The sequence below is a fragment of the Flavivirga rizhaonensis genome (assembly GCF_004791695.1).
GTDB lineage: Bacteria > Bacteroidota > Bacteroidia > Flavobacteriales > Flavobacteriaceae > Flavivirga > Flavivirga rizhaonensis.
This window is the reverse complement of sequence record NZ_SRSO01000012.1, coordinates 41034-53273: the sequence shown is the minus strand read 5'-3', so window position 1 is coordinate 53273 and position 12240 is coordinate 41034. Positions and strand designations below refer to the sequence as shown.

Below are 12240 nucleotides of genomic sequence, written 5' to 3'. Positions count from 1 at the left end.
TCTTATAAGAAAGTACATTGAGTAAAAAAAAGATAGCTTTAGTAGGGTATAGATTAAATAGAGGAGGAGCTGAACGAGTTGCCGCTATTTTATCTGTTTTTTTTCATGAAAAGGGTTTGGATGTTCATAATATTATAGTACTTGATGATATTGGGTATCCTTATTCTGGAACTGTAGTAAACTTAGGAAAACTAAAGAATAAAACTAATGGCGTTTTTAATAAAATTAAGCGTTTAGTAGCTTTAAAAAAATATTTAAAAGAGCATAAATTTGATTTTATAATCGATTTTAGATTTCGTATCAAGCCTATTCAAGAATTATTAGTTGCTAAATTTGTATATAACGCTAAGACTATTTTTACGGTGCATAGTGCTAAACTAAATAGTTATATGCCAGATCAAACATTTTTAACCAAAATGATGTATGCGAATTCTTTTAAAATGGTCTCTATCACACATGACATGCAAAGAATGATTGAAAAAAAGCATGGTTTAAATAATGTTATAACTATTTACAATCCTATAGATATTCAAGAAGTAAGAGAAAAAGCAGCTACCGAAATTTCTTTAGAGTTTGAATATATGATTGGTGTAGGACAATATGACACAAATGTTAAGCAATTTGATAAGCTTATATATGCTTATTCTAAATCGATACTTCCTAGTGAAAATGTTGCTTTAGTTATTCTTGGAGACGGTTCTAGAAGAAAAGCTTTAATTAATATAGCTCAGCAAAATGGAGTTGCCAACTTAGTTCATTTATTAGGTTTTAAAAATAACCCATATAAGTATATAAAAAGAGCAAAGTTTTTTGTCTTATCAAGTTTGCATGAAGGTATGCCTATGGTAATGTTAGAAGCTTTGGCATGTGAGACACCAGTAGTATCGTTTAATTGCAAAACTGGACCAAGTGAAATTATTATTGATAAAGAAAATGGATTGTTAGTTGAAGATCAGAATATTAATAGTTTAACAGATGCTATGAATTTATTTATACAAGATAAAGAATTGTATAAACAGTGCAAATCTAAAACTTTGTCTAGTGTTGAGAGCTTTTCATTAGAAGCAATAGGGAAACAATGGTTAGAATTAATGAATATTGATAAAACGTGTTAAGACTACTTTATATAGCAACTAATTTAAATACTTCGGGTGGTGTAGCAAGAGTGCTTTCTGTAAAATTAAATTATTTAGTAGAAATGTTTTCTTATGAAATTCATATGATTAATACCAATGGCGATTCCAATAATTTATTTTTTCCTTTTCATAAAAAGATTCAAATTCATGATTTAGATAGAAAAGATCAAAGATTACAAGGTTTATTTGGATATAGAACTAAGCTTAATAAAAAAATAGAAACTATTAATCCAGATATTATTATTAATTGTGATAATGGATTAAAAGGTTCTCTATTGCCTTTTTTCTTAAAAAATAGAATACCGCTAGTTTATGAAAACCATAATAGTAAAAATGCAAAAGAACCTAGCTTAAAAGGAAATTTAAAACTCAAACTATCATTTTTCTTTTTTTCTTTAGGAGTAAGTAGGTATAAGTGGATAATTGTATACCAACATACAAATAAAAATAGAAACATTAAGAATTTTAAGGTTATTCCTAATCCTATAGGTTTCAAAACAAATGATACGAGTAGTTCTTTAGAAAACAAGGTGGTTATTGCGGTTGGAAGATTCTCTTATCAAAAAGGTTACGATAAATTAATTAAAATATGGAGTCTAGTTTCTAAAAAACATCCAGATTGGGTTTTAAACATATACGGGGAAGGGGCTCATGACGATTTAATAAGGCTTTCCCAAAAGCTAAATATTACAACTAAAGTACAATTCTTTAAGCCTGTAAAGGATATAAAAAGTATTTATTTAGGAGCCTCTATATTAGTAAATACATCTAGATACGAACCGTTTGGGTTAGCCGTAACAGAAGCGATGTCGTGTGGCTTACCTGTGATTGCTTTTGAAAATACTTTAGGGCCTAAAAGTTATATTCATGATAAGGAAAATGGGTTTCTAATTCAAAAAGATAATTTTGAAAACTATGCAAATAAATTAATTATGCTGATTGAAAATAAAAATGAGATGAAAAGAATTTCAAAAGCAGCGAAAGAAAGTATGAAAGCCTACAAATTAACTGAAATTATGAGGGTATGGCATGAATTATTTCAATCAATATAGTTTGGAAATAAAAACAATTCTGTTATTTATTCTTTAAATCAGAATAGCACATATAAGAAATCTTATAAAGTTGAAGCAATATTATTATGGGGTAGTTACTTTGGAGGTTTTTCTTTATAGGTTTTTTAAATATCTTAAAAATAAAAGCAAGTAAAAAGTTTAATTTTGTGTTTTTTAGCAATGTAAACTTAGCAAGTAAATCATTTTCATGTATTTCAATTTTGTTTTCAGAATCAAGATTTAGTAATGTATTTACTGCAAATTCTGTTTTATTTAAATATGTGATACTATTTTCTAATCCTAAATGATAAACGCCATTATTTATGTGTAATACGGGAATGTTATTTAATTTCAATTGAGGTCCAAAAAAAATATCCATCCCATATGAGTTTCCGATAGAATCTAGAGTAAAATATTTGTATAGTTTTTTTTTGATCAGTATGTTCGCTGCAGAAGTTATCTTGTAGGGTTTTGTGTTACGTCTTTTAGCGGTAACTTCTTCATATTGTTTACCATATTTCCATCTGAGTAAGCTGCTTTTATGAGGTTTCTTGTTTTTATAATTTATACCTCCAAAAATAACATTGAATCCTGAATTTAAGGCATTTAAATAATTAACAATGAATGTGTCGTCCTTTAATTCCATATCAGCATCAATAAGTAAAATCCATTCATATTTTGCAAAATCACATAAATGCTGTCTGGTTATTGCAATACCATTATTTGCCTCTGATTCTTTATATACAACATTAGGAAGTTTATTAACCACTATGTTGGTCTTAAAAATATTTTCATTTGATTTATCATCCAAACAAATTATCTCAAACTCAATTTTAGCTTGAGTTGCTTGTTTATGAAGAGTATAAACAAGATTGGTAATATTATAATTATATGTTGGTATTAATATTGAAAGCATGATTAATTTTTACGCTGCACTACCTCATAAACCTGATTTTCATCACATTTTAATGTTTGGTTAGTTATACAGAAAAATAGATTATTCATTTACTGAAAATTTTACCCAAAACTAAAGGAATTATTTGAATAACAATGTAAGTTACTTTTTTGAACTGAAAGGTAGTATTAAAATATACAAAATTATGGGTTTTCCACAGCAGGATTTGAAAAAAAGTAAGATTAGTTCTTAAAATAATGATTTTTATCTTACAATAAAATACTAATCACTTAATTTTAGATTTATTAATTTTTAATATAATCTATCATGAAAAAAATATTTTTGTTAAGTTTTTTAATCACAATGTTTTCTTATTCTCAAGTTACAGACGAAAATGGTGTTCTTGCCAATGGAAATGGAGGTGTTGATCTCAATGGAAAAATTATTATAGGGAATCCATCCATAGGTGGGAATGATGCAGACCCTAATAATAAAAATGTTGTATTTAATACCAATGGAAAATCAGCTATTTTTAATCTGAGTGATATATATCTTTTCACAGACACAAGTGTCCCATGGGAAGGTATGTATATGGGGCAAGCTGGCTCTGGTGATATAAGGTTGGCTATGGGAGCAGGAACGCTAGATTGGTCCTTAGGTATTGACAATAGTGATGGTTCTAAGTTTAAAATAGAACACGATGCGAAAGTCTCTGATGATGGCTATGCCATAGCTATTGATGCTAATAATGATGTTGATTTTAAAGGAAATATAGGTATTGGCACTACAACTTATATAGACGTTTCCGATGGAAACAAAGAATATAAATTATCTGTAAATGGTCATGTAAGAGCAGAGTCAGTAAAAGTGTATACCAATTGGGCAGACTTTGTATTTGAATCTAATTATGAATTGCCAACTCTAGAAGAAGTCGAAAATTACATTAATGAAAATGGACATTTAAAAGATGTTCCAAGTGCTAAGGATGTTGAAGAAAATGGTATTGAACTTGGGCAAATGAATAAGTTACTTCTACAAAAAATTGAAGAGTTGACCCTTTACACTATTGAACTTAAAAAGGAAGTTGAGTTGCTCAAAAAAAATTTAAGTTATGAAAACAAATAATAATATTTTTTTAGCCTTATTCTTTTTAATAGGTAGTATTGCTTTTGGGCAAGAAAATTTTTCTTTTTATGTTGAGATACCCGATGTAAATAAAATTCCAGTTATGACGCATAGTGCGAGTGGCGCAAGAATGACATATTCTAAAACCCAGAATAGAGAATTAGATAAACTTGTAAACTCTTATAAAATATATAATTGTAAAAAAGTATTTGATAATTCTAACAAAAGCTCATTGCAAAATATTTATTTGATTGAATGTAATGATTTGAAGCTTATGAATCAATTATATGATAGATTTAAACAATTTTATCCAAGAGTTGAGGATGCTTCTGCTCAAACTTTATATGTACCTAACGATTTTGGTACAACAGGAGGGTATACGGGTATAGATCAGGAAGAATTAAATTATATAAGAGCTCCTGAAACTTGGGATCTTTTAGATATTGCGAATGGTGGCTCCAATAATGTAATTATAGGGATTGCAGATAATGATTTTAATACTAATCATGAGGATCTTTTGAATCGTATAGAGGTGGTTTATGGAAATAATAATCCTAATGCAACTGGAACTAACAATGCTAATCATGGTACATATGTATCTTCAATGGCATCAGCGAATACAGATAATGGAATTGGTATGTCTGCTATAGGTTTTTATGCTAAAATTTATGCAGCTGCCAAATCACGTAGTGATGGTTTAGATGCTCTTTCTCAGATGGCAGGTGTCAAAGTAGTTAATGCAAGTTGGGGATTGAGTTCATTTTCCCCTCCATCGATAACTCCAATTGTTTATGAAGGTATTAATGACAGAGGCGTTGTGGTAGTGGCGGCGGCAGGTAATGGTTTAGACTCAGGTAGTAATTCCACTAATTATTATATACCAGCGTCGTATAAAGATGTCATTTCAGTTTCAGCTGTAGGACATAAAAATTACATTTCTGGGTCTACGGAGACCTTTGTAGACTCACATGCATATTTAAAGAATGGACAAATAGGAAGCTATCAGCATAATGATTCTATTGATATTGTGGCTCCTGCTTATGGTGTATTGGTTGCTAATCGAGAATGGGGAGGACCTTATGGACAATATAATCAGGATTATTATGGTACCTCTTTTGCTGCTCCTATGGTATCTGGAACTGTTGCACTAATGTTTGATGTAAATTATTGTATCGATCCCAAAGAAGTAGAAACTATTTTAAAATTAACTGCTGTTAAAATAGACCATTTACCCCAGAATATACAGTATTATGGAAAATTAGGGGCTGGAAAATTAGATGCTTATGAAGCTGTGAAAATGGCAAAAGATATGGCAGATGCCTTTGGAACAGTAGAGGTTAAAGATAGAATCCTGTACCGTCCTTGGTTTTATAAATTAGAAACTGCACCCTATGAAATAAAAATGACCAATAACGATGTTACTGGTGGTTCAAAACTAAAGTTTAATGCAAGAAATAATATTGAGGTTTTAAGCGGAGACTATCACCCAAGTACTGGAGGTTATATAGATTTAAGTATAGATAGTAACTTAGCTTTAGACTGCCTGCCTCCGCCCAGTTCTTCTAAAAACACAAAAACTAAAATTAATAGTATTGAAGGAAACATTTTGGAAAGTAGTGAGAATAGATTATTGGTTTTTCCTAATCCAACAACAGGTGCTTTAAATATAATTAATAAAGATGGTTTAAACGAAATTACTATTTCTGATATTACAGGTAAATCAGTTTACCATGTAAAAGATTTAAATTATAATCAATTACAGATAAATATGTCAAAATTTAATTCGGGAATATATTTTATAAAAATCAGAACCAAAACGGGATATATTATTGATAGAAAAATCATAAAAGAATAACTTGAAAAACTGTCTGAGTAATCAGGCAGTTTTAACCTTTCCTCTGCACCACTTCATAAACCGCATTCTCATCACATTTAAGAGTCTTGCTAGGATATTTAAGCAGCAAAGCATAATCATGAGTCGCCATTAAAATGGTATTTCCATTTTTATTAATGTCTTGTAGCACCTCCATAACCTCCACACTGGTTTGCGGATCTAAATTCCCAGTAGGCTCATCGGCAAGAATAAGTTCAGGGTTATTAAGTAAAGCTCTGGCAATAGCAACACGTTGCTGTTCACCACCTGATAGCTCATGCGGATATTTAAAACCTTTTGTTTTCATATCAACCTTTGCCAAAACTTTTTCAACACGTGTATCCATTTCTGTTTTGTCTTTCCAGCCAGTAGCTTTTAAAACAAATAATAAATTATCATTAATAGTTCTATCTGTAAGCAATTTAAAATCTTGAAAAACAACACCTAATTTTCGTCTTAAAAAAGGGATTTCTTTTTCTGTAAGGTGTTTTAAATCATAATCTACAATATGACCTTCACCTTCGGTTAGCGGTAAATCGCCATAAAGCGTTTTCATAAAACTACTTTTCCCAGTTCCTGTTTTTCCAATTAAGTACACAAAATCGCCTTTATTAATTTCAACATTAACGTTTGAAAGTACTAGACTTTCACCTTGAAAAATAGAAGCGTCTTTTAATTGTAAAATAGGTTTTGACATAAAAGGATGAGTTTAAAGTTACAAGTTTAAAGTTTAATGTTTAACATAACAAACCATAAGGCATAATTTTTATTGTTATGGCAGAGTTTTTATATATTAAATAACTGTTTAGTGCTATTATTTTTACCTTCAATATTTTAACCTTTTTAACATTTAATTAGCCGTCTTATAATTATGGCACGATTATTACGTTATTAACTTTATATCGAATAAAAAGGAGCTTTTTGATGTAAAACATCAGGGTTTCTATTAAGTTTGCTATTTCCTTTTATTCACTGGGTGAAATTGGAAATCTAAAATAAAGAATTCTTTATTTATCTTTGATTTTAAATTAAAAACAAACCGTTAATGACTAAAAAAAGCATTGTCTCTCTTTTGGTGGCTATTAGTTTTAGTTTACATATTATAGCACAACAATCAGCTACTTATACCAGCAATTTAGTTGATTACCAAAAAGCATTATCCCTTTACAACAATCAACAGTATCTTGCAGCAAAATCTTTATTTGCTAATGTAAAGAAAACTGCTAAAGAAGAAATTTTGCAGTCTGATTGCGCATATTATATTGCAAATTGTGCAGTGCGTTTAAATCAGCAAAACGCAGACCAGTTAGTAGAAGATTATGTAAAAGACTACCCAACAAGCACAAAAAGAAACACTGCTTTTGTTGATGTAGCAGATTATTATTTTGAAAACTCTAAATATGCCCATGCAAGAAAGTGGTATGATAAAGTAGATGAGAATGCTTTAGCTAGAAAAGAAAAGGAAAAATTCAATTTCAATAATGGATATTCGGCATTTTCTACGAAACAATATAAAGAAGCAAGAAAATATTTAGTACGCGTGGAGAATTCTCAGGAATTTGGTTCACAAGCTAAGTATTACATAGGTTTTATGGCATATGAAGGAGATGATTATGATAAGGCTAATGAGTATTTCGATCAGGTAAGCGACCAAGAGCGTTACAAAGAAAAACTATCATATTATCAAGCGGATCTAAACTTTAAATTGGGGAATTTTGAAAAAGCAATAAAACTTGCTGAGGATAGATTAGATGAGAGTGACGAAACAGAAGTATCAGAACTTTCAAAAATAATAGGGGAGAGCTACTTTAATTTAGAAAAATACGCAGAAGCTATTCCTCACTTAACAGCGTATAAAGGGAAAAAAGGCAAATGGAATAATACAGACTTTTATCAGTTAGGGTATGCGCATTATAAGCAGAAAAACTACGAGAATGCTATTTCGGAGTTTAACAAAATAATAGGTGGTAATAATTCAATTGCTCAGAATGCCTATTATCATTTAGGAGAAAGTTATATTAATCTTGATAAAAAACAAGAAGCATTAAATGCTTTTAGGTATGCTTCCCAAATGGATTTTGATTTAAGAATTCAAGAAGACGCTTGGTTAAATTATGCAAAGATTAGTTACGAAATAGGAAATCCATATCAATCAGCACCCCAAGTTTTAGCTGGCTATTTAGATAAATATCCAGATACAAATTATAAGGAAGAAATTGAGACACTGTTAATAGATTCTTATATCACATCGAAAAACTATGAAGAGGCTCTTAAATTATTAGAAGGAAAAAAGAGTTTTGAAAATAAAGTAGCTTATCAAAAAGTGGCATTTTATAGAGGGTTAGAGCTTTATAATGATAATAATTATTTAGAGGCAGAATCGCTTTTTTCTCAATCTTTAAAAGAACCAAGAGACCCAAAATATACGGCTCGATCGACATTTTGGAAAGCAGAAGTGGATTATAGTTTAACTAATTATGATGAAGCTTTAGTGGGGTTTAAGGACTTTCAGCAGCAACCAGCATCTTCATCAACACCAGAAATTGAAAATATAGATTATAATTTGGCTTATGCTTATTTTAAATTGAAAAATTATGGTGAATCAACTAAATATTTCAATCAATTTATTTCTAGTAAAAAAGAAGACAAAGTAAGGTTAAATGATGCCTATTTAAGATTGGGAGATGGCCATTTTGTTTCCAGTCAATACAAAAGTGCTATTAATGCTTATAATAAGGCAATTAAGTTAAATGAAATAGAATCTGATTATCCATTTTTTCAAAAAGCGATCAGCGCAGGTTATAGCGGACAATCTTCAAAAAAAATAAAAGAACTTGAACAGTTTGTTTCAGAATATCCTAAGTCAAAGTTGAGAGACGATGCCATGTATGAGTTAGGTAACTCATATGTTAAAGCTAATGAAACTGATAAAGCAATGGCGACTTACAACCGTTTGAATTCAGAATATAAAATGAGCTCGTTTGTACCTAAATCATTACTGCGCCAAGGATTAGTTTACTACAACGGGAGTGAAAACGAACGCGCATTAACTAAATTTAAAAAAGTAGCAGGAGACTATCCTGGTACACCAGAAGCAGTTCAATCCGTGGCAACTGCTAAATTAATTTATATAGATTTAGGACGTGTTGATGATTATGCAACTTGGGTTCGATCTTTAGATTATGTCGAGGTTACAGATACAGATTTAGATAATGCCACATACGAAGCAGCCGAAAAACAATACTTAGATGGCAATACAGATAAAGCTATTAAACAATTTAATGGGTACTTAAACGAATTTCCTAACGGATTACATGCATTACAAGCCCATTTTTATATAGCTGAGTTGTATAATAAAAAGGATTTATCAGGTAATGCAGCACCTCATTATAAATATATAGTAGAAACATCGCAGAATGAATATACAGAAGAAGCGCTATCTCGATTATCTCAACACTTTTTGGAAGCCAAAAGTTGGAATAAGGCCATGCCATTATTGTTAAGACTTGAAGAAGAAGCAAATTTTCCGCAAAACGTAGTATTTGCTCAATCAAACTTGATGAAAGCACATTACCAACTAAAAAATTATAATGAAGCAGTTTCTTATGCCGAAAAAGTATTAGGAAATTCAAAAATCGATAATAAAATAAAAAGTGACGCTCATATTATTATAGCACGTTCTGCTATAAAAACAGGAGACGAATACAAAGCGAAAACAGCTTATGCTAAGGTAGAAAAAGTAGCTACTGGCGAAACCGCTGCAGAAGCCTTATATTACAATGCCTATTTCAAAAATAAAGAAGGAGAACATGAAGCCTCTAATAAATCGGTTCAGAGATTAGCTAAAGATTTTTCGGGTTATAAGTATTATAGCGCTAAAGGTTTGGTACTTATGGCAAATAATTTTTATGCTTTGGGAGATGCGTTTCAAGCCACATATATTTTAGAAAGTGTTATTGAAAATTTTGCAGAGTTTGAAGATGTAGTTTCCGAAGCTAAAGACGAATTAAGAAAAATTAAAGCAGAAGAAGCTAAGACCAATTCATCTATTCAACCAGAAGATTAGTTTTGTTATAAGTTAAAGTGTTATGCTGAGCATAGTCTAGGCATCTCATCAATCATAAATCAAAAAAGTAAATATGCGAAAGCACATAAAAAATATACTAACCGTAGCAATTACATTAAGTGTTGCAGTTTCCTTTTCACAAGATAAAATAAATGATACTATTAACACAGGAGTTATTGATGTTGTGAAACCTTATGCACCAACAATATCTGATGCATTTAAAGTAAAAGAAATCCCTTCTTTAGAAGATGAAACTACAGAAACTAAAAAGGCGATCAAATACAATATTTTTTCATTTCCTGTGGCATCTACATTTACACCAGCAAAAGGCAAGGCTGCAATCGTAGAAAAAAGAAAACCAATAAAGCTATTTGATAATTATGCAACCTTAGGTGTGGGGACATACACAACTATTTTAGGAGAAGTATATTTAAATCATGCTATTAGTAGAACAGAAAGTGTAGGAGGTTATGTAAGTCATCATTCATCGCAAGGTGGTATCGAGGATTTGTCTTTTGATGATAATTTTTCTAACTCTAAAATCAATGTGAATTATTCATCTCGTTTAAGAGATTTAGCATGGAATGTTGAAGGAGGTTTTATACATCAAAGTTATAATTGGTATGGAGTACCTCAGTCTCAGATTGCAGCGGCAACAACCGATGGTATTGATGTTGGTCATTCTTTTTTTAGTGCTCATTTTGGGGGTGACATTACTTTTGAAGATACTTATATTAATTCCGGAAGTTTCTTTTTTAGACGTTTTGGGGATAATCAAGGTTCTGGAGAAAATAGATTTACAGCTAAAGCAAAGGTTGATTTACCAATTAGAGATGTAGAGATTTCAACTGATATTAGATTTGACTACTTAGGAGGAACATTTGATAGGGCGTATTTAACGAATACAGAATTAAATTACGGGAATTTTCAAGTAGGAATTTCATCAGCTTATGAAATGAAACAAGATGATTTAACCGTAAACCTTGGAGCCTCTCTGTTTTATTTAAATGATAATGAGTCTGGAGAAAGTAAAATTTATATTTATCCTAATGTCACTGCCACGTATAGGTTGGTAAATGATATTTTAATTGCTTATGGAGGAATTGAAGGTGACTTAATTCAAAATTCTTATTATGATTTTGCTACAGAGAACCCTTTTGTATCTCCAACTTTAGTTGTAGCACCTACTGATCAATTATACAATGCTTATATAGGTTTAAAAGGAAAATTGTCTAGTAACATGAGTTATAATGTTAGTGGACTTTATATAGCCGATAGAAGTAAAGCCCTTTATAAAACGAATATTATAAGAAATCTAATACCAGAGAATGATTATGATTACGGAAACTCGTTTGGAATTGTATATGATGATGTTGATACTTTTGGAGTTGCAGGAGAAATAAATGTCGATGTAAATAGAAACTTTAAATTAGGCTTAAAAGCTGAGTATTTTAGTTATTCAACAGAAGATGAAGCTGAGGCTTGGAACTTGCCAGATATTAAAGGTTCATTGTTTTTAGATTATCAGATAAATGAGCATTGGTTTGCAGGCGCTAATTTATTTTATGTTGGAGAACGTAAAGATCAATTAGTATTAGAAGGTTCGTTACTTCCAGACCCCCTATCTGAAACTGTTGTTTTAGATAGTTATTTTGATGCTAATGCGCATTTGGGGTATCATATTAACGATCAATTATCTGTATTTGCAAAAGCTAATAATATTAATAATCAAGCTTATCAACGCTGGCAAAGTTTTCCAGTACAAAGCATTCAGTTTTTAGCTGGGGCTACTTATAAGTTTGATTTCTAATCCTTACGAAAGTGGGGATCTCATGAAACATATCATTAACGAGTTTCAATAAGGCAGAAATCTCATGATGTAACCTCTAACTTATTTTCAGGATCTTGTGTCATTCCTGCGACTTCTTGTGCTTGTGCTGAATTCATTTTAGTAAAACGGGAATGCCTTTTATTATATTTATGAAAAAGTTACTTTAAATATCATTTTGTTTTTATCAATCTTGGTATAGCTCAAAGTGTAGTTCAAGAATTAACGCTTTCTGATTGTGTTTTAGAGTTAAAAAGGTCACCTC

The 12240-nt window shown here is 30.6% G+C and carries 8 protein-coding genes; 6 read left to right on the top strand and 2 right to left on the bottom strand.

The genetic code is table 11. The features are described 5' to 3' along the window. Positions 1-17 precede the first annotated feature (17 nt). Together EM932_RS10310 and EM932_RS10305 are read left to right on the top strand one after the other, a co-directional pair. Complete coding sequence (locus EM932_RS10310; RefSeq protein ID WP_135877107.1) at positions 18-1115, top strand: glycosyltransferase; 1098 nt, start codon at positions 18-20, stop codon at positions 1113-1115. Further along, positions 1109-2188: a glycosyltransferase gene (locus EM932_RS10305; protein ID WP_135877106.1), complete on the top strand. Its 1080-nt coding sequence runs from the start codon at positions 1109-1111 to the stop codon at positions 2186-2188. Before EM932_RS10310 ends, EM932_RS10305 begins: the two co-directional genes overlap by 7 nt. A gap of 22 nt (positions 2189-2210) precedes the next feature. On the opposite strand, the gene EM932_RS10300 is transcribed toward EM932_RS10305, so the two are convergent. Further along, positions 2211-3104 carry a glycosyltransferase family 2 protein gene (locus EM932_RS10300; RefSeq protein ID WP_135877105.1) on the bottom strand — a complete coding sequence of 298 codons (894 nt, stop codon included), beginning with the start codon at positions 3102-3104 and terminating at the stop codon, positions 2211-2213. A gap of 306 nt (positions 3105-3410) precedes the next feature. Here EM932_RS10300 and EM932_RS10295 point away from each other — a divergent pair, with 306 nt between their 5' ends. Both EM932_RS10295 and EM932_RS10290 read left to right on the top strand, forming a co-directional pair. After that, positions 3411-4208, top strand: coding sequence for a hypothetical protein (locus tag EM932_RS10295; protein ID WP_135877104.1), 798 nt, complete (start codon positions 3411-3413; stop codon positions 4206-4208). Beyond that, on the top strand, positions 4195-6063 hold the full coding sequence (locus EM932_RS10290) for a S8 family serine peptidase (RefSeq protein WP_135877103.1): 1869 nt from the start codon (positions 4195-4197) through the stop codon (positions 6061-6063). The genes EM932_RS10295 and EM932_RS10290 overlap by 14 nt, the downstream gene beginning before the upstream one ends. A gap of 31 nt (positions 6064-6094) precedes the next feature. Here the strand turns inward: EM932_RS10290 and EM932_RS10285 are convergent, their stop codons facing one another. Further along, on the bottom strand, positions 6095-6778 hold the full coding sequence (locus tag EM932_RS10285) for a cell division ATP-binding protein FtsE (protein WP_135877102.1): 684 nt from the start codon (positions 6776-6778) through the stop codon (positions 6095-6097). Positions 6779-7126: 348 nt separating this feature from the next. Between EM932_RS10285 and EM932_RS10280 the strand changes: the two genes are divergently transcribed. Next, positions 7127-10147, top strand: coding sequence for a tetratricopeptide repeat protein (locus EM932_RS10280; RefSeq protein ID WP_135877101.1), 3021 nt, complete (start codon positions 7127-7129; stop codon positions 10145-10147). A gap of 73 nt (positions 10148-10220) precedes the next feature. Next, positions 10221-11957 (top strand): porin family protein, encoded by a 1737-nt coding sequence (locus EM932_RS10275; RefSeq protein WP_135877100.1) that lies wholly within the window; start codon positions 10221-10223, stop codon positions 11955-11957. Positions 11958-12240 lie beyond the last annotated feature (283 nt).